The sequence below is a fragment of the Affinirhizobium capsici genome (assembly GCF_977018625.1).
In genome coordinates, this window is sequence record NZ_CDRNXD010000004.1 from 2,632,293 (window position 1) to 2,650,138 (window position 17,846).

A 17,846-nucleotide genomic window follows, 5' to 3' on the forward strand; every position below is an offset into this window, starting at 1 on the left:
GCATACTAAAGGCTATTAACGATGCGCTTTACGATCAAATCCAAGCTTGCCGCCGTATTTGGCGTTGTTGTCATTTGCTCATCGGTGTCCGCTTACCTCGGCATCTCCGGTTTGAGCCAGATGAACATGATGCGCAACGACATGCTGTCGGGCCCGGTACGGCAAAATGATCTGGCAAAGGAGCTTGCCTCACATTTCGATGGCCTGGGTCTGGCTGAAGGCGATCTTCTTCTTGCGACGAAGCCGGAACGTGTGACCGATGCCCTGCAAACCATGGCGGAGGAACGTGCAGGGTTTGAGAAGGTTCTTGCTGAAAGCATCAGCAAAGCTCCGGCCGAGTTCAAGGGCAAGTGGGAAGCGATTGGAGATTTCTGGCAAAACTACAAACGCATTAACGACAGAATTCAAACGCTCGTAAAATCGGGCGAGGTAAATGCAGCTCTGGAAATAAACCAGACTGACGGCACCGAAGCATCCGACAAGATGGACAAGATGGTGACGGACATTAGTGAGCAAACTGTAGCGGCGGTCGTGGCATCCGATGCCTCTGCCGATAGCCTGTTTGACTCCTCATTCACAATCCTGCTCGGGCTTGCCGGCGTTACCTTGCTCGTTTCACTTGCTTCCGCAGTCTGGATAAGCATGACCATCAATGGCGGATTGAAGAAGATTGCAGGTGCAATCGATGCCGTCGCAATTGGTGATTTGAACAATACGGTTACGATCAAATCCGATGATGAAATTCGTGATCTGGTGGAAATTGTGAACGCCATGACCGCGAACCTGAAGGTGACCGCAAGCGTTGCCGACCGGATTGCTCTGGGAGACCTTTCGGTGGAGCCAAAGCCGCTTTCGGACAAGGATACGCTCGGTCAATCCATGCGAGCCATGGTCACCAACCTTCGCGAAACGACTCGTGTTGCGGAGGAGATCGCTCAAGGCAATCTGACGATTACGCCAAAGCCGCTTTCCGACAAGGATACGCTCGGCCTCGCCCTACAGAGCATGGTTGAGCGTCTGCGTGGTGTTGTCTCGGATGCTCTTTCTGCCGGAACCAACGTCTCCTCTGGTAGCCAGGAACTGTCTGCAAGCTCGGAGCAGCTGTCTCAGGGTGCAACAGAGCAGGCATCCGCTGCCGAGCAGGCGTCCGCTTCCATGGAAGAGATGGCTGCCAACATCAAGCAGAATGCCGATAATGCTGCCCAGACCGAGAAGATTGCCCGCCAGTCTTCCCGCGACGCAGAAACCTCTGGCCAAGCCGTCAACAAGGCTGTCAGCGCCATGCGCACGATTGCCGAGAAGATCTCCATCGTGCAGGAAATCGCTCGCCAGACAGATCTGCTTGCCCTCAATGCCGCCGTTGAAGCCGCACGTGCTGGCGAACATGGCAAGGGCTTTGCGGTCGTGGCATCCGAAGTGCGCAAACTTGCAGAACGCAGCCAGGCGGCAGCCGCAGAAATCTCCTCGCTCTCTGGCGAGACCGTTCAGGTGGCAACCGAGGCAGGCGAAATGCTGAACCGCCTGGTGCCGGACATTCAAAAGACGGCCGAACTCATCTCGGAAATTTCCGCCGCCTGCCGCGAGCAGGATATCGGTGCAAGCCAGATCAACGATGCCATCCAGCAGCTTGACAAGGTGACCCAGCAGAACGCCGGGGCATCGGAAGAAATGTCGGCAACCTCGGAAGAACTTGCAGCCCAGGCAGAAGAACTTCAGGCCTCCATCTCCTTCTTCCGGGTTGAACGCGGCAATGCAGGTCACGCTTCGCAGCAGGCCAGGGCTCATCGCCCGGCAGCCGCCAAGCCAGCACCTCAACGCCGCTCGGAAAATACCGTCACGGCTCAACAGGCCCGCGTGAAAGGCTTCGCCCTCGACATGTCCATGGGCGGGCCTGATGAAGATGATTCAGATTTCAAAAGGATCGCTTGAATGGCGAACAACACCGAAGCCCAGTTTGTGACATTCAGCCTCGGCGAGGAAATCTTCGCCGTGCCTGTGGAAGTGGTCCGGGAAATCCTGGACCATGAAGACCCTTTCAAGATCCCGCACGGACCGGACTATCTGCTCGGTCTTAGGGATGTGCGTGGGCAGGGCGTTCCGGTCATCGATCTGCGCCTCCGCCTGGGCATGACGGCGACGGTTAAAACATCCCACACGCGCATGCTGGTTCTGGATGTGCCTGTAGCAGACCGAGTGCTGGCGCTTGGTCTCGTGGCAGACAGGGTCTACGAAGTCGTACCCTTCCAGGCAGGCCAGATTGAAAGTGCGCCAGATATCGGCATTCGCTGGCGCTCTGACTATATTTCCGGCGTCGTGCGTCGCAACGGTGGTTTCGTAGTCATCATAGATCTCGCCCGCCTCTTCTCAGATAGCGGCGGCGCTCTTGCAGGCTTTGCACCCGTTCAGCATGTTGCATGACAGGAATGAAAGAGTGAGCGCTTTAGCACGTCAGACATCCTCTCAAGGAGTGGATGACCACATCAACAAGCGAAACTTCGACCGGCTCGCAAAATTCATCTACGAGTACAGTGGCATCAAGATGCCACCCAGCAAGATCACCATGCTGGAGGGAAGACTTCGCAAGCGCTTGCGTGTATGCGGCATTCCGAACTTCGATGAATATTGTGACTTCCTGTTTGAGGGTGGCGGCATGCAGCGGGAGGCGATCTTCCTCATCGATGCCGTGACCACAAACAAGACCGACTTCTTCCGGGAACCGAAGCATTTCGAATATCTGGTTGAAACAGCGCTTCCGGACATTCTTGATTTATCCGGCGGCCGCATGCGGTTGTGGAGTGCTGCCTGTTCCACAGGTGCCGAGCCCTACACGCTTGCCATGGTGCTGGCAGATGCCGTGGCCGACAAGCGCAATGCGGAATTTCGTATCATCGCCACCGACCTGTCCACCGAGGTGCTTGAGACCGCGAGGCGCGCCATCTACCCTACCGATATGATCTTGCCGGTTCCCATGCCCATGCGCCGGAAGTACTTGCTGGAGCATCGCGACCCGGAGCGCAACGAGGTGCGAATAGCACCCGAATTGCGCAAGCAGGTGGGCTTTGGCCGCTTGAACTTCATGGACGAAAACTATGCCATCAAGGACAAGCAGCATGTCATCTTTTGTCGCAATGTGCTGATTTACTTTGACAAGCCTACACAAAAGCATGTCCTGTCTAACCTGTGCGATTGCCTGGTGCCTGGTGGTTATCTTTTCATCGGCCACTCTGAGACCGCTTCGGGTTTGAACCTGCCGATTAAACAGGTTGCCAATACAATCTTCAAACGTGTTTGAGATGATGAACAAGAAGATCCGCGTCCTCATCGTTGACGATTCCGCAAGCATCCGCCAGACGTTGACGCGGATTCTTTCCGAAGATGACGAGATCGAGGTGATCGGTGCTGCAACCGATCCCTTTATGGCAGCCCGCAAGATTCGCGACGAAGTGCCAGATGTCATCACGCTCGATGTGGAAATGCCGCAGATGGACGGCATAACCTTCCTGCGGAAATTAATGTCGCAACACCCCATTCCCGTCGTTATGTGCTCTTCCCTGACGGAAGAGGGCTCTGCCACGATGATGCAGGCCCTGGAGGCGGGTGCCGTTGATATCATCCAGAAACCCAAGATCGGTGCGGCTGACCAATTGGCAGAAAGCGCAGAGCGTGTTCGGGCCGCCGTGAAGGGAGCCGCACGAGCGCGACTGAACAAAATGAAGCGGTTCAGGCCGGATTCGCATGTTCAGGAAAAGCTGACGGCGGATGCCATTTTGCCCCCTCCCCGACTGGGAGCGATGGCGAAAACGACGGAGATGGTTGTGTGTGTAGGCGCATCAACCGGCGGCACCGAAGCACTTCGCGAGATGCTGGAAGCGTTGCCAGCCAATTCGCCGGGCATTGTCATCGTTCAGCACATGCCGGAAAAATTCACCGCCGCTTTTGCACAACGCCTCAACGGTCTTTGCGAGGTAGAGGTGAAGGAAGCGGAAGATGGTGACCCCGTTTTGCGGGGACATGTTCTCATCGCGCCGGGCGATAAGCACATGCTGCTGGAGCGACGAGGTGCTCGCTATCATGTCTCTATTCGCAGCGGCCCTCTGGTCAGCCGCCACCGTCCATCCGTCGATGTTCTGTTTCGCTCGGCCGCGCGCGCTGCCGGAAGCAATGCCATGGGTGTGATCATGACCGGCATGGGCGATGATGGCGCACGTGGCATGGAGGAAATGCATCAGGCAGGTGCCTTCACTGTCGCGCAGGACGAGGCCACCTCCGTGGTATTTGGAATGCCCAAGGAAGCCATCGCCCGAGGCGGCGTGGATCGCGTTGTTTCCCTTTCGCAAATTGCCCCGGAAATTTTGGCGGCAGACAAGAGGCATTGAGGCCCGTTCAGCGACTTGCTTAGCCTGGATCAGAATTGGTTAACCATGTTTTGCTAGTCTGAATCGGCACGATGATCGTGACTTTTCCGAGCGATGCCTGCTCATGACCTCATGTTTTCAGGATCGACAATGCCCGTCATTACGTTTGCCAACACCAAGGGTGGCGCTGGAAAAACCACAGCCGTTCTGCTGCTTGCAACCGAGCTCTCCCGACTGGGGTATCGCGTGGCGGTTCTGGATGCGGACCCGCAACATTGGGTTTCCCGCTGGTACGACCTTTCGCAACCGGTCGCACGCCTCACAGTTATTCCCTACGTGACACAGGCTTCGATCGATCGGCATCTTCAAGAACAGCGTGATCAGGCGGATTATATTCTGGTAGACCTACCGGGTATTCGAAGCCCGCTTCTGGCAAAGGCCATGGGTCTTTCCGACCATGTTCTCATTCCCATCCAGGGCTGCGCCATGGACGCACAAGGCGGCGCGCATGTGCTGGAACTCTTGCAGTATCTGGATGATCGCCTTGGCCTGAAGGTGCCGCATTCCGTTGTTCTCACCCGCGTCAATTCGCTTGTGACGACCCGTGCGCTACTGGCTGTGAAAGGTTTGCTTGCGCAACGTAGCGTCGATGTTCTCAATGTGCCTATTATTGAGCGTTCGGCCTTCCGCGACGTGTTCGACTGTGGCGGTACACTGCATACGATGGACCCGGGCCGCATCAGCAATCTGGATAAGGCGCGCGAGAATGCCCGCCTTTATGCAGAGGATGTCTTGCGCCGCGTGCCGATGATCAGGGCACAACGGAGCGGCCTCAAAGCCACGGCTTGAATTCTCTCAGTCAAAGCAAGCGAGCGGCTCTTCAGCCGCTCTATTTTCGTGGTCGGTCCTCATCGTCCAGAACGCGCCATGCAGCGCCGTCCAGATCGTCATATTGCCCCGTCTTCAGCGACCAAAGGAAGGCAAACAGGCCAAGCCCCCCCAACAACAGCGCGACTGGGATGAGATAGATGAGCATGTTCATGCTGCGTGCGCCTTTCCAGAAAGTCCGGCAGCAGGCTTATGTGCGGATACATCTCTCATATCCGGGAGCGGATGGCTGAAAGCCTTGAGCCGAAGCGCATTTGCCACCACGATGATCGAAGACGTGGACATGGCAATGGCCGCGATCAAAGGTGTTGCATAGCCGGCTATCGCAATGGGAACGGCAAGGCAGTTATAGCCAATCGCCAGAGCAAAGTTCTCCCTGATCAAGCGACCGGCGCGACGGGAGATGGTGATTGCGACCGGCACTGCATCAAGCCCCTCGTGCGTGAAGACGAAATCCGCCGCTTGCCGCCCGATATCCGCAGCGGTGGCTGGCGCCATGGACACATGCGCCGCCCGTAAAGCCGGAGCATCATTGATGCCATCGCCCACCATCAGGCAGTGCTTTCCCTCATCTGCCAAGGCCTGCAAAGCCTCACATTTTCCGGCGGGCGTCAGCTCGGCTCTCCAGCTCGTCAGTCCCAGCTTTTCTGCAAACCGGGCGACGACGGGCTTGCGGTCGCCAGACAGCATCGAGAGTGCATAGCCCTGCTTACGCAGCGACATGACAGCCGTTGCTGCACCGGGGCGCACTTTGTCTTCGAAGGAAAAGCTCGCCAGTTCCACACCATGATGGGAAAGCACAACCTCGGAATAGCTATCATCCGTTACGAAACCGCTTTCGGGGCAAGCGAAATGACGCCGCCCGAGGCGATAAGTGCCTTTGCGGCAAACGGCAATCATGCCTTGACCGGAAATCTCTTCAACGGTGTCAATCACCCCTGTTGAACCGGGATAGGCAGCGGCCAAGGCTTGCGAGAGCGGGTGGCGGGAATGCGCGGCAATGGCGGCGGCCAGCGCGATATCTTCAGCACGGCCATGACTGCGCATCAATTGCGGCCGCCCCAGTGTCAAGGTTCCGGTCTTGTCGAAGACAACGCTATCGATTTCCGCCAGCCGCTCCATGGCCGACCCATCCTTCACCATGATGCCATCCTGAAACAGACGGCCCGCCGCAACGACCTGAACCACCGGCACCGCGAGACCCAGCGCACAGGGGCAGGTGATGATGAGCACGGCAATGGCAATCAGCAGCGCCTGTTTCCAGTCTCCACCGATAATGCCCCAGCCGAGGAAGGTAAGGATAGCCAGCAGATGCACGGCAGGAGCATAGATTTGCGCCGCCCGATCCGCGATGCGGCGATAGTGAGCACGCCCGCCTTCTGCTGCTTCCATGAGGCCAATGATTTCAGCGAGAAATGAGTTTCGCGCCGTGGCCGTCGCCTCGATGGTGAGTGAACCGGTCAGGTTCATCGTTCCCGCCTGAACCGCGGCACCGACTTCGACATGGTGGGACGCAGCCTCACCATTGATGATGGAGACATCCAGATCGCTGGCACCTGCACGAACAATGCCATCCACCGGCAAGCGGTCTCCGGCAGAAACGGCAATTTGATCACCCTTGCGAATATCATCGACCGATCTGTATTCACGTCCGCCATCCGGCAAAAGCACCATGGCCCCACGTGGAGAAAGCCTTGCCAGACCGACGATGGCCGCCCGCGCCCGGTCTCGCATCATGTGGTCGAGCGTGCGACCGATCAGAAGGAAGAAAAGAAGCGAAGCCGTGGCATCAAACCAGGCATGTTCGCCGTGATGGATCGTCTCCCAGAGCGAAACCGCATAAGAGAGGGTGATTGCCAGCGCAATCGGCACATCCATGTTCGTGCGGCCCTGGCGCAGGACATCCCAGGCGGAGATATAGAAGAAGCGGCCACCATAAATCAGCGCTGGCGCTGCAATCATGGCCGAAATCCAGTGAAACAGGTCGCGAGTTGCCGCTTCCGCACCGGACCATACCGAGACCGAAAGAAGCATGATATTGGCCGCCGCAAAACCGGTGACCGCAACACCGCGCAACAGTTGCGCCTTCAACTGATCATCGCCTTCAGCCTCGGCAGAAAACAGATGCGCCTCGTATCCTGTTTTCTTCCAGATGGCGCTGACGAATTCGCGCGGATCGACTGGATCTGCATCCCGCTCTTTCCAGACGATGGAAACACGGCGGGTCGAAAGGTTGACACGTGCACGCTCCACCTCTGGCATTTCACGCAGTGCCTGTTCCACTGAGGAAATGCAGGTGCCGCAATGCACTGCGGGAACGCTGAGTTCCAGTTGTCGGCGGCCGTCACCCAGATCACGGCTTGCCAGCAACAATTCTTCCGTCGAAGGAGCGGTATGGGCCGCCTGCATCATTTCCAGCGAAGCTTGTGAACCCGGTGCGCAGCAGCTCATTTACGCTCTCCAATCACCGCAATGCGCTGCGTATGGTGTAGAATGCGCTTGCCATCCTTCATGGCGCTCACATCCACGATCCAATGTCCGTCGAGAACCGGCCGTTCCAGCCGGTAAACGCCCTGCCCCAGCGATGGCAATTGGACGGTGAAATCCTGGTGATCGCCCACAGGGCGCTTCAGCATGGCTGTGACGTCATCGGCGACAACCGGCTGACCGGACGCATCGAGAATGGTGATTTGAATATGGTCGCCGGTAACGTCGAGAGCATCCGTTAACCCGGAAGCGTTCAGGGCCTTTGCCTCTGCCACCTTGTTATTGAATTGCTGGCTTGCGACGTAGGTGTTGTCCACCACCAGACCGCTCCAGGAATGCACGGCCTGATAGGCCATGTAGAAATTCACCGAGATGATCGTGCCGAAAAAGAGGCAGATGACACCGATCATGTGCCAACCTGTGAAGGTGAAACCGGTTTCATTGCGCATGTTCATTTGCTGCCTCCGGGCGCGTCGAAATTGGCGTGATAGACATTGCGTTCACCGCTGGCCCTGTCTTCCACGATGAAGGTGAAGCCCTCGCGGGTATCGGAAACGGACTTCTTCGGAAGCGTGACGAAAACCTTGAGCGGCACCGCACGGTCCGGCTCCAGCGGAATGGCAAAGACGCGATCCGAATAGTCATTGGAGACCGAAGGGATCTTCATCTCCGCACCGGCCAGGCCTTGCAGCGAGAGGAAGACCACGCGGCGTTCCGGGATCATGTTCAAGAGCCGCACCGTATAGCCATTGCGGATCGAGCCATCGGATTCCAGAACATATTGGGGGTTGCGATCATGCAGAACATTGATTTCCAGCCGATCGCGGGCCAGGAGCGTGACAAGCAGCGCGAGACCAACCGCTGTCCAGATTCCCATGTAAAGCATGGTGCGCAGGCGCAGCAGGATCTTCCAATCGAAATGGCGGACCTTGTCGACAAAGCTGCCATCCGCGTTGCGCACACGCGCCGGATCGATCTCACTCGATCCGTTATCCGTCGCCAGCGCCATATTGGACTGGTATTCGTTCCAGGTCGCATAGGCGATCAAGCCGCGCTCACGTCCAAGCTTGTCCATGACGCTATCGCAGGCATCAATGCACAGCGCACAGGTGATGCATGCCAATTGCTGGCCATCGCGGATATCGATACCCATGGGACAGACCGCAACACAGGCATTGCAATCCACGCAATCACCCACGGTAAGGGCATCCTCTGCCTTTTTGGGGCGCTTTCCGCGTGGCTCGCCGCGCCAATCATTGTAAGTGACAACGAGCGAGTTATCGTCCAGCATCGCACCTTGGATACGGGGCCAGGGGCACATGTAGATGCAGACCTGCTCGCGCATCAACCCACCGAGTACATAGGTGGTGGAGGTGAGGAAAGCGACCGTGGAATAGGCAACGAAGGCCGCCTGGCCAGTGATGAAATCAAAGGCCAGCGACGGCGCATCGGCGAAATAGAAAATCCAGGCACCACCCGTTGCCGCGGCAATAACCAGCCAGATTGCGTGCTTGGTTACACGCTTGGCAAGTTTGCCGAGGCCCCATGGAGCGGCATCGAGCTTCATGCGTGCATTTCGATCGCCTTCGACAAAGCGTTCGACAGCGATGAACAGATCAACCCAAACCGTTTGCGGACAGGCATAGCCGCACCATGCGCGGCCTACGGCGGATGTGACGAGAAAGAGGCCGAAGCCCGCCATCACGAGGAGACCGGCAACGAAGAAGAATTCCTGCGGCCAGATTTCAATCATGAAGAAATAAAAGCGTCGGTTAGCCAGATCGACCAGCACCGCCTGATCCGGCGCGAAGGGACCACGATCCCACCGAATCCATGGCGTCAGATAATAGATGCCAAGCGTGATCAGCATGACCAGCCATTTGAACCGGCGGAAGCGCCCATGCACATCTTTCGGGAAGATCTTTTTCCGCGCCTCGTAGAGCGGCTCAGCCCCCGGAGCGACCGGAGGCGTATTGCCGTTTGGCTTCCTCTTCGGTTCGGGTGTGGGTGGGGCTGTATAGATGTTCATGGCAAGGGTCCGCTGATGATATGCTCCCTTTTCCCATCGTTTGCGCATATAGACCTTGATTTAGGTCAAGACTGGCAGGACCGCGCCCGCATGCCGCACCCTTGCGAGCCATAACGAGAAAAAGCCGCCCCTTTCGGAGCGGCCTTGAAAAATCGCAGATGTCAGGGCGGGGCGCTTACTCGCCGCCACCCAGCGAATGGATATAGACAGCCAGCTCCTTGACTGTGGTATCCCCCAAACGCGCGTTCCAGGCTGGCATGACGCCGTGCTTGGGTTGGCGCACCTGAGCTGCGATTTGCTCCTCTCCCTCAACCTTCAGCCAAATGGCATCGGCTAGGTTCGGCGCACCGAACTCGCGATTGCCTTTGGCATCCGCACCATGGCAGGAGGCACAGTTATCCGCGAAGATCTGCTTGCCCGGCTCCACCATTTTGGCATCATGCGGCGTGCCGGTGAGGCTGACGACGTAGGCTGCAACCTGATGCACTTCCTCCGGCTTCAGGATTTCACCAAAGGCAGGCATTTCAGACACACGCGTATCCGTATCAGCATTATAGCGAATGCCGTGTGCAATGGTCTGGTGGATCTCGTCGATATTGCCGCCCCACAGCCAATCATCATCGTTGAGGTTGGGATAGCCCGCACCGCCTGCCGCACCGGAACCATGGCACTGCACGCAATTGACCTTGAAAGCAGCGGCGCCAGCCGATGTGGCAAACTGGGTGAGCTGGGGATCAGCCAGAATATCCTTGACCGGAAGCGCTGCGATCTTCTCAACCATGGATGCCTGAGCGGCCTTGGCCCCTGTCACTTCCGCCGTCAGTTCAGCGCGGCTGGAATAGTTCAACACGCCCTTGGTAGCACCCGTCAGCATGGGCCAGGCGGGATAGACGACCGTATAGGCAATCGCCCAGACAATCGTGGCGTAGAAGCTCCAGAGCCACCAGCGCGGCAGGGGATTGTTCAATTCGCGGATGCCGTCCCACTCATGGCCGGTGGTTTCGATGCCGCTGATTTCATCGATATGTTTGTCCGCCATGATCAATCCTCCTTCAGAGGGATGCTTGCGGCTTCTTGAGCCGAGCGCTTTGCGCCGGGGCGCAGGACGAAGAGAAGCGCGCCGACGAAGAAAAGGGTCATGGCCAGCAGACCCCAGCTATCGGCGAAGTGACGCATTGCCGTGTAGACTTCCATCGTTCAGCCTCCTCAGCGATAGCCGGTGGCATCGTCATAGGTCGAGAAATCGACCAGCGTGCCAAGCATTTGCAGGTAAGCAACCAGCGCATCCATCTCGGTGACCTTTGTCGGGTCTCCGTCGAAATCACCGACCTTGGCCTTGGGATAGCGTGCCAGAAGGGCCGTCGTATCCGCATTCGGATCGGCTTGTGCATTCAGATCCGCCTTGGCATTGTCGAGCATTTCCTGAGTATAAGGCACGCCCACGGCCACGTTCGCCTTCAGGTCCATCGTGACGTCGTTCACCTTGAGCGTCGTCTCCTTCAGGAAGGCGTAGCTTGGCATAATCGATTCCGGCACCACATCGCGAGGACGGTTCAGGTGCTGCACATGCCATTCGTTCGAGTAGCGATCACCGACACGCGCGAGATCCGGTCCTGTACGCTTCGAACCCCATTGGAAGGAATGATCGTACATGGATTCGGCCGCCAGGCTGTAATGACCGTAACGCTCCACTTCATCGCGGAAGGGGCGGATCATCTGGCTGTGGCAGACATAGCACCCTTCGCGAATGTAGATGTTGCGGCCCGCCAGTTCGAGCGGCGAATAGGGACGCATCCCTTCCACCTTCTCGATGGTGTTTTGCAGGTAGAATAGCGGTGCGATTTCCACGATACCGCCGATGGAGACGACGAGTAGCGAGCCGACCAGCAACAGGGTCGCATTCCGCTCGATAAACTGGTGTTTATCCATAATGGACATGGGGTCCGCTCCTTATTCGGCAGGCTGGAGCGCAGCAGGCATCGCGCCTGGAACGTTTTCACGCCGCTCGTAGCCAAGAATGGTCATGGTGATGTTGAAGGCCATGATGAGAGAGCCTGCCAGATACAGGGTGCCACCCAGCGCACGCAGCACATAATAGGGGTACATGGCAGCCACGGTTTCCGCGAACGAGTACACCAGGAAGCCTTGATTATCGTATTCGCGCCACATCAGGCCCTGCTGGACACCGGCAACCCACAGAACGGCCGCATAAACCACGATACCGAGGGTGGCGAGCCAGAAGTGCCAGTTGACCATGGCGAGGCTGTAGAGGCGATTGCGGTGCCAGAGCTTTGGTACGAGATAATAGATCGCACCAAACGTGATCATGCCGACCCAGCCAAGTGCACCCGAATGGACGTGACCGATTGTCCATTCCGTATAGTGGCTGAGCGAATTCACGGCCTTGATCGACATCATTGGACCTTCGAAGGTCGACATGCCGTAGAAGGCGATGGCAATGACCATCATGCGGATGATAGGGTCAGTACGGATCTTGTCCCAGGCGCCCGAAAGCGTCATCAGGCCGTTGATCATGCCGCCCCAGGAAGGCATCCACAGCATGATCGAGAAGACCATGCCAAGCGTCTGCGCCCAATCCGGCAGGGCGGTGTAATGCAGGTGGTGGGGACCTGCCCAGATATACATGAAGATCAAAGCCCAGAAGTGGATGATCGACAAACGGTAGGAATAGACCGGGCGGCCAGCCTGCTTGGGCACGAAATAATACATCATGCCGAGGAAGCCCGCAGTGAGGAAGAAGCCCACGGCATTATGGCCGTACCACCACTGCGTCAGCGCATCCTGCACGCCCGAAAAGACCGAATAGCTCTTGACGCCGAGGAAGGAGACAGGCACCGCCAGGTTGTTCACTACATGCAGCATGGCAATGGTGACGATGAAGGCAAGGTAGAACCAGTTTGCCACATAGATATGCGGCTCCTTGCGCATCAGGATCGTGCCGAGGAAAACGACCAGATAGGCAACCCAGACAACGGTGAGCCAAAGATCGACATACCATTCCGGTTCCGCATATTCGCGACCCTGGGTAATGCCGAGCAGGTAGCCGGTGGCTGCCATGACGATGAACAGCTGATATCCCCAGAACACGAACCAGGCCAGACCATCGCCACCGAAGAGACGGGCACGCGATGTACGCTGCACCACATAAAGTGAGGTACAGATCAGCGCATTGCCTCCGAATGCAAAGATGACCGCCGATGTGTGGAGCGGACGCAAGCGCCCGAAGTTGAACCACGGCCCGAAATTCAGATCCGGGAATGCGAGCTGCAAGGCCACGACAACGCCGACCAGAAAGCCGACGACGCCCCAGAAGGTGGTAGCGATGGCACCATACTTGACCACTTCATCGAAGTAGCCGGTCTTATCCGCCGCGGCGGCGGAACGGCCTGCAGGCGCGAATTTGAGCTGGCGGAGCAGAACGATGGTGGCTGCTGCCAAGGTAAAGAAGAGCACCCACATGTGTGCTGCGAATAAACTATCGTGAGCAAAGCCGGCCCCCAGGAGCGCCAGGAAGGCCCCTAAGGTCAGCGCCACGATTGGTACGGTATTGTTCATCGGAACATTCCCCAGAGGCGACAATCATGGGGATCGGCATCAGCAGTAAGCCAGCGAACCCCGCCACTTGGAGAAATCACATTATCCGCACAAGCAGACCTTGATTTGGATCAACAGAAGAAATGCATCTTCACATTCAGCACGAGCAATGCCGGAATGCCGTTGCAATACAATGTGCCAGTGCCGGATTATGCAACAGGCACCGGGTTTGCTTTACGGCGAAGATCGATGCCGTAGCCAATGACGGTGAGGGCTAGAGGAACGATCAGGGTCCAGCCAAAGCCAGCGATGAGGAAGCCGCTGGAGGCAACTGCGGACAGCGCAATCAAGCGGGATACGAGGGAGCGGTTAAACCGGAAATAGCAGAGAATGACGGCCAGATAGATGACGATGAAGTTCTGGTTCGCCAACATGAGCCCTTGCGTGACAGTGAAGACCTGAAAATGCAGCGCAAGGCACAGCACGATATAGATCGCCAGCATGAAGACCAGCGAGGTGCGCGGCATGCCATTGGGTGCAAGCGCCCCCAATGCACCAGGCAAAATGCGAGCGCGGCCAGCGGAAAAGATCAATCGGCTTGCGGCAAAAACCCATGCATTGACGTTGGCAAGAACCACAAGCACGATCAAACCATATACGACGACCGCCAGCGGACTGTTTTCGACCAGATTTAAAAGACCGGAAACGCCGTGCACGCTTATGCCGGAGGCTTCGGCACCTGTCGCCACCAGTGCTAGAGCGGCATAGATCGCAGTAACCAGAACAAAGCCGATGACGAAGATCAGCTTGATCGCACGACGCCCGCCGGACACTTCACCACTGCCGAAGCTGAGATTTTCCCAGCCGAGAAATGCCCAGAACAGAATGGCGCTGACGCTCCAGAGAGAATCGACTGACACATCTTTCCAGTTGGCGAGATAGCCTTGATACGCCTGCACGCCCGCACCCAAGAGATGCGGCTGTGCGCTGACGAATAAAAAAACCAGCAGCACAAGAGACAGGGCCGATGCCACATTGATCCACGAAGCAGGGCGTAGGCCGAACAGGTTGACGAAAGTGGATGTAATAAGAACGGCAAATGCGAGCAGGACAGTTGCGCCTTCAGGCAAGCCAAAGATTTTCTGCAGGTACAAGCAGCCCATGAAAGTACCGATGGGAATGCAAAGCATGAAGGTGACGGCAAAGATGAGCGACACAGCCGTCTCCGCCCAGTTGCCCAGTGCCAGAGCGGCATAGCGAGCCACGCCGCCGGAATCCTGCACTTCAAGTGACAGACTGAGAAAGATGATGACCAGCGGCAGCGAAATAAGCAGGGTGAGCGGCCAGGAGAGGGCTGCGGCAGCCCCTCCCCCTGCTTCAATGGCCAGCCCTGGAAGCCCGAGCAGGCCGGAGCCGATGATGGTGCAAATGGCAAGGACGACACCTTGCGGAACGGACATGGACTTGTTCAACGCCATGAAACTTCTCCTCCTCGCGGCCTTCTCGCTTTGCACCCGTGTTGTTCAGATTTTGCGCAGGCAGCCTTCCACCGTCACATACCGATCCTCCAGCTCGGACACGCTCAGCCCGCCTATCTGAGCATCGGCCAATTGCAAACGCACTTCATCGCATGTGTAGGATGAACGCAGCGAACTGAGATAATGCGCTTGCACGACCTCGGATTCGCCACCCACATGCTTGCGCACAAGAGCCCTTGCTGCCTCTTCATTCGCAGGACGGCGCAGATCACGCACGAAGATATGCGCGCCTTCGTCGGCCACTCGCCGGATTTCCCGCCAGAACTGAACCACATCCGCCACATGATGCAGAACGCTGTTACTGATCACGACATCGAAGCTGCAATCGGCACAGGCAAGGTTTCGCCCGTTGGTAAGCAGCCAATTGATGCGCTGCTCATGCGCTGACAGTCTCTCTTCCTGCGCATCGCGGGCAATGGCCAGCATGCGGGGGGAGATATCGGCACCCGTCAATATCCAGTCCGGCGCATGACGACGAATGCGTAACAGAACATCGCCCGGACCGCAGCCGAGATCCACTGCGCGGCGCACCCTTCCAGAAGCAACCCGGACCACCTCGCGCGCGAGCGCCTCATGTGGAACGCTATAATCGGCGGCAGCGTAGCAAATCTCCTCTTCTTCCGTCATATATTCCGGCTCGGGAATGCGAGAAGCCAGGCTCACATCCATATCCATCAGCCGATCTCCTCAACCTGACGGAACTTCAAAGGGCAGCGCAAGGGCGGCGTGTCGTTGCTATCGGGCAAGAAATATTGTGGCCATTCGAGATCACCAGATTCGTAGTGACCCAAAAGTGGGCTGCGTGGCACATCGTCATAAAGATCAATGTTTTCACGGATCTTCTGGCGCATTGCGAAGCCCTTCTTGTGAATGCCTGCAACGATATCAAAGCGCTCACGCGGATTGATGACGAGGACCATGCAATCACAGAGGTTGCGGCTTCTCCGCTTCTGGTTTTGGGGATGGCTGACATTGACGAAAATTTGCTGGCCTTGGAAACACATGGACCAGAATTCACGCTCGGGCGCCGTCGGCGTACCATCGACCCAGGGCACAGGATCGTGGTCGATCAGATACTGCATCGAAGATATGAACAGGTTTTGATAGTCATCAGTGGAGGACAGATGCCTCACAGGTTCGAACAGGACCAGTAGCGGCTGTGCAGTGTTGACAGAACCATCCCATTCGAGACTTGCCTCCAGATAATCTTTCAGACCGTCATAGAAAAACTCCATATCATAGGCACCATTCCGAAAGCTGACCGGCATGCAGAGAATATTGCCCCTCGCGAAAGCATTCTGTGCGAAAACGCAAGGAAACTCAGGTCCGTCCTTCATTTCAAAGCGAGATGCGATCTGCGCCATCATCTCCTGGGCCCATACAAGACCATTTATATTTGAGTTCTTATTAATATTAACTGGATGAAATAGCTGCATGATATTCGGGTCCCCCACCCTTATTCCCATTTATTTCTGGTTTTATTATTGAATCTATTATCGGTTGTATCTTAATTGCGCTCTTGAGTTTGATCAGTTAATCATCTCAAACAACGGTGAATTGTGACATCTAAACGGAATATCGTGCCAAACTTGTTGCTACCGGCCACAGCCCAGAATAGCGACGAGCGTCGTCTGGCAATTGTCGCCTATGATGGGGCCAATCTCTTCGAGATGGGTCTCGCCATGGAGATATTCTCACTCGCCAATGATTTTCAGAAAGCCTATCGTATCGAAGTGTGTGCGGAGCGCACCTCGTCCCCACTACGCTCAGGGCTGGTCAGCATCGTGAGCTCCCAAGGTCTGTCTGACCTCCATTCGTTTCACACTGTTATCGTGCCGGGATGGATCGATGTGGATGAGCCGCCGCCAATGGCCGTCGTCAAGGCGCTGAAGAAGGCCCATGCCAGCGGCAGCCGCATCGTTTCCATCTGCTCCGGCGTTTTTCTGTTGGCCGAAGCGGGTCTCTTGGACGGGCGGCGGGCTGCAGTTCACTGGTCGCAGGCGCAGCTTCTGGCGAGCCGCTTTCCCAAGATTAAAGTTGACGCCAAAGTCCTCTACGTGGATGAAGGAGACATCATGAGTTCTGCGGGGCGAGCGGCGGGAATGGACCTGTGCTTGCACATTATTCGTAAAGATTACGGTGGCGCATCGGCGCGAGCGGTCGCCCAACGCATGGTGATACCTGCCTTCCGCACGGGAGATCAGAGCCAATATATTCCTCATTCTGCGCAAACGCAGGTGGATGGTCTTTCAGATCTCTGCGCATGGTTACTGAGCCGCCTGAAGGAGAAAATCAGCGTCGATGACATGGCAAGCCGCTGCAGAATGAGCCGCCGCACCTTTATCCGGCGTTTTCAGCAAGCACGCGGGATGCCACCCGCGGAATGGCTGACCCAGCAGCGCCTTTTTGCGGCGCGCATTTTGCTGGAAGACAGCATCATGCCCGTGGAGCATATTGCAGCCGAAGTTGGTTTTCCCTCTGCGGATATTTTTCGTCATCATTTTCGCAAGCAATTTCAAATGTCGCCCGCATCCTACCGCAAGACAGTCCGTGACGGCTCGTCGCTGTGACGAACTTCAGCAAAGCACCACAGATAGCAGGCGATACAAGAATTGGGTGGACGAAGCCTGCCGGCTCTGCAAAAAGCCTCTTGGGACGCGACCGCCGTTATCTTTAGAACGGGGTCGGGCGACAGATTGACGTCACGTTGCTGCCGCGAGGACACGCTGGCCGTCCCTTTACCTTCCACTCACTCGCGCGGCACCAGCCAAAGGCCAAGAACGGCTGGTAGTCAGTCGTGCGAACTGAATAACTTCGTGCCGAAAATAGATTGTTATGAGAGGAGAAGCTCAGGAACTGCTGGCTTTAGCTGGTCGGAGTGAGAGGATTCGAACCTCCGACCCCCACGTCCCGAACGTGGTGCGCTACCAGACTGCGCTACACTCCGTGACCAGTGGCGCTGCTATAGATGAGCGCTTTCATTTGCACAAGCTC

General features: G+C 56.9%; 17 protein-coding genes and 1 tRNA gene. 6 read left to right on the plus strand and 12 right to left on the minus strand.

All coding sequences use genetic code 11. From position 1 onward, the window contains the following. Positions 1-21: 21 nt before the first annotated feature. From AC0JZ1_RS16045 to AC0JZ1_RS16065, 5 genes are all read left to right on the plus strand, one after another. Entirely contained in the window at positions 22-1,929 is a 1,908-nt protein-coding gene (locus AC0JZ1_RS16045) for a HAMP domain-containing methyl-accepting chemotaxis protein (protein ID WP_471883320.1), read from the plus strand. Then, a complete protein-coding gene (locus AC0JZ1_RS16050; RefSeq protein ID WP_471883321.1) occupies positions 1,930-2,418 on the plus strand; it encodes a chemotaxis protein CheW in 489 nt (162 codons plus the stop codon). It begins immediately after the preceding gene. Continuing rightward, complete coding sequence (locus tag AC0JZ1_RS16055) at positions 2,408-3,292, plus strand: CheR family methyltransferase (RefSeq protein WP_471883322.1); 885 nt, start codon at positions 2,408-2,410, stop codon at positions 3,290-3,292. The genes AC0JZ1_RS16050 and AC0JZ1_RS16055 overlap by 11 nt, the downstream gene beginning before the upstream one ends. Positions 3,293-3,296: 4 nt before the next feature. Then, positions 3,297-4,376 (plus strand): protein-glutamate methylesterase/protein-glutamine glutaminase, encoded by a 1,080-nt coding sequence (locus tag AC0JZ1_RS16060; RefSeq protein ID WP_471883482.1) that lies wholly within the window; start codon positions 3,297-3,299, stop codon positions 4,374-4,376. 129 nt (positions 4,377-4,505) lie between these two features. After that, on the plus strand, positions 4,506-5,204 hold the full coding sequence (locus AC0JZ1_RS16065; RefSeq protein WP_471883323.1) for a ParA family protein: 699 nt from the start codon (positions 4,506-4,508) through the stop codon (positions 5,202-5,204). Positions 5,205-5,244: 40 nt separating this feature from the next. On the opposite strand, the gene ccoS is transcribed toward AC0JZ1_RS16065, so the two are convergent. The 11 genes from ccoS to AC0JZ1_RS16120 all read right to left on the minus strand — a co-directional run bounded on the left by ccoS (position 5,245) and on the right by AC0JZ1_RS16120 (position 16,216). Further along, on the minus strand, positions 5,245-5,397 hold the full coding sequence (gene ccoS, locus AC0JZ1_RS16070; RefSeq protein WP_471883324.1) for a cbb3-type cytochrome oxidase assembly protein CcoS: 153 nt from the start codon (positions 5,395-5,397) through the stop codon (positions 5,245-5,247). Then, a complete protein-coding gene (locus AC0JZ1_RS16075) occupies positions 5,394-7,694 on the minus strand; it encodes a cation-translocating P-type ATPase (RefSeq protein WP_471883325.1) in 2,301 nt (766 codons plus the stop codon). The genes ccoS and AC0JZ1_RS16075 overlap by 4 nt, the downstream gene beginning before the upstream one ends. Continuing rightward, the gene (locus AC0JZ1_RS16080; RefSeq protein ID WP_471883326.1) at positions 7,691-8,185 is read right to left on the minus strand and encodes a FixH family protein; all 495 of its coding nucleotides are present in this window, start codon (positions 8,183-8,185) and stop codon (positions 7,691-7,693) included. Before AC0JZ1_RS16080 ends, AC0JZ1_RS16075 begins: the two co-directional genes overlap by 4 nt. After that, complete coding sequence (ccoG, locus tag AC0JZ1_RS16085; protein WP_471883327.1) at positions 8,182-9,759, minus strand: cytochrome c oxidase accessory protein CcoG; 1,578 nt, start codon at positions 9,757-9,759, stop codon at positions 8,182-8,184. Before ccoG ends, AC0JZ1_RS16080 begins: the two co-directional genes overlap by 4 nt. A 175-nt stretch (positions 9,760-9,934) precedes the next feature. Then, the gene (ccoP, locus tag AC0JZ1_RS16090; protein ID WP_471883328.1) at positions 9,935-10,798 is read right to left on the minus strand and encodes a cytochrome-c oxidase, cbb3-type subunit III; all 864 of its coding nucleotides are present in this window, start codon (positions 10,796-10,798) and stop codon (positions 9,935-9,937) included. A 2-nt stretch (positions 10,799-10,800) separates the two neighbouring features. Beyond that, positions 10,801-10,953, minus strand: a complete 153-nt coding sequence (locus AC0JZ1_RS16095) for a cbb3-type cytochrome c oxidase subunit 3 (protein ID WP_471883329.1) — start codon at positions 10,951-10,953, stop codon at positions 10,801-10,803. A gap of 12 nt (positions 10,954-10,965) precedes the next feature. Next, positions 10,966-11,697 (minus strand): cytochrome-c oxidase, cbb3-type subunit II, encoded by a 732-nt coding sequence (ccoO, locus tag AC0JZ1_RS16100; protein WP_471883330.1) that lies wholly within the window; start codon positions 11,695-11,697, stop codon positions 10,966-10,968. Positions 11,698-11,709: 12 nt separating this feature from the next. Further along, positions 11,710-13,335 (minus strand): cytochrome-c oxidase, cbb3-type subunit I, encoded by a 1,626-nt coding sequence (ccoN, locus tag AC0JZ1_RS16105; protein ID WP_471883331.1) that lies wholly within the window; start codon positions 13,333-13,335, stop codon positions 11,710-11,712. 188 nt (positions 13,336-13,523) lie between these two features. Beyond that, the gene (locus AC0JZ1_RS16110) at positions 13,524-14,792 is read right to left on the minus strand and encodes an APC family permease (RefSeq protein WP_471883332.1); all 1,269 of its coding nucleotides are present in this window, start codon (positions 14,790-14,792) and stop codon (positions 13,524-13,526) included. A gap of 45 nt (positions 14,793-14,837) precedes the next feature. Beyond that, entirely contained in the window at positions 14,838-15,527 is a 690-nt protein-coding gene (locus AC0JZ1_RS16115; protein ID WP_471883333.1) for a class I SAM-dependent methyltransferase, read from the minus strand. Beyond that, a complete protein-coding gene (locus tag AC0JZ1_RS16120) occupies positions 15,527-16,216 on the minus strand; it encodes a YqcI/YcgG family protein (RefSeq protein WP_471883334.1) in 690 nt (229 codons plus the stop codon). The genes AC0JZ1_RS16115 and AC0JZ1_RS16120 overlap by 1 nt, the downstream gene beginning before the upstream one ends. 216 nt (positions 16,217-16,432) lie before the next feature. Here AC0JZ1_RS16120 and AC0JZ1_RS16125 point away from each other — a divergent pair, with 216 nt between their 5' ends. Further along, the gene (locus AC0JZ1_RS16125) at positions 16,433-17,422 is read left to right on the plus strand and encodes a GlxA family transcriptional regulator (RefSeq protein ID WP_471883335.1); all 990 of its coding nucleotides are present in this window, start codon (positions 16,433-16,435) and stop codon (positions 17,420-17,422) included. Positions 17,423-17,722: 300 nt separating this feature from the next. Here the strand turns inward: AC0JZ1_RS16125 and AC0JZ1_RS16130 are convergent. Further along, positions 17,723-17,799: transfer RNA gene (locus tag AC0JZ1_RS16130), tRNA-Pro, on the minus strand. Positions 17,800-17,846 lie beyond the last annotated feature (47 nt).

Excerpts from the sequence above, each read along its gene's own strand:
- AC0JZ1_RS16115 (WP_471883333.1), bottom strand. The coding sequence starts at position 15,527 with ATGGATATGGATGTGAGCCTGGCTTCTCGCATTCCCGAGCCGGAATAT.
- AC0JZ1_RS16080 (WP_471883326.1), bottom strand. The coding sequence starts at position 8,185 with ATGAACATGCGCAATGAAACCGGTTTCACCTTCACAGGTTGGCACATG.
- ccoS (WP_471883324.1), bottom strand. The coding sequence starts at position 5,397 with ATGAACATGCTCATCTATCTCATCCCAGTCGCGCTGTTGTTGGGGGGG.
- ccoP (WP_471883328.1), bottom strand. The coding sequence starts at position 10,798 with ATGGCGGACAAACATATCGATGAAATCAGCGGCATCGAAACCACCGGC.
- AC0JZ1_RS16050 (WP_471883321.1), top strand. The coding sequence starts at position 1,930 with ATGGCGAACAACACCGAAGCCCAGTTTGTGACATTCAGCCTCGGCGAG.
- AC0JZ1_RS16045 (WP_471883320.1), top strand. The coding sequence starts at position 22 with ATGCGCTTTACGATCAAATCCAAGCTTGCCGCCGTATTTGGCGTTGTT.
- ccoO (WP_471883330.1), bottom strand. The coding sequence starts at position 11,697 with ATGTCCATTATGGATAAACACCAGTTTATCGAGCGGAATGCGACCCTG.
- AC0JZ1_RS16110 (WP_471883332.1), bottom strand. The coding sequence starts at position 14,792 with ATGGCGTTGAACAAGTCCATGTCCGTTCCGCAAGGTGTCGTCCTTGCC.
- AC0JZ1_RS16060 (WP_471883482.1), top strand. The coding sequence starts at position 3,297 with ATGAACAAGAAGATCCGCGTCCTCATCGTTGACGATTCCGCAAGCATC.
- ccoG (WP_471883327.1), bottom strand. The coding sequence starts at position 9,759 with ATGAACATCTATACAGCCCCACCCACACCCGAACCGAAGAGGAAGCCA.
- AC0JZ1_RS16095 (WP_471883329.1), bottom strand. The coding sequence starts at position 10,953 with ATGGAAGTCTACACGGCAATGCGTCACTTCGCCGATAGCTGGGGTCTG.
- AC0JZ1_RS16065 (WP_471883323.1), top strand. The coding sequence starts at position 4,506 with ATGCCCGTCATTACGTTTGCCAACACCAAGGGTGGCGCTGGAAAAACC.
- AC0JZ1_RS16055 (WP_471883322.1), top strand. The coding sequence starts at position 2,408 with ATGTTGCATGACAGGAATGAAAGAGTGAGCGCTTTAGCACGTCAGACA.
- AC0JZ1_RS16075 (WP_471883325.1), bottom strand. The coding sequence starts at position 7,694 with ATGAGCTGCTGCGCACCGGGTTCACAAGCTTCGCTGGAAATGATGCAG.
- ccoN (WP_471883331.1), bottom strand. The coding sequence starts at position 13,335 with ATGAACAATACCGTACCAATCGTGGCGCTGACCTTAGGGGCCTTCCTG.
- AC0JZ1_RS16120 (WP_471883334.1), bottom strand. The coding sequence starts at position 16,216 with ATGGCGCAGATCGCATCTCGCTTTGAAATGAAGGACGGACCTGAGTTT.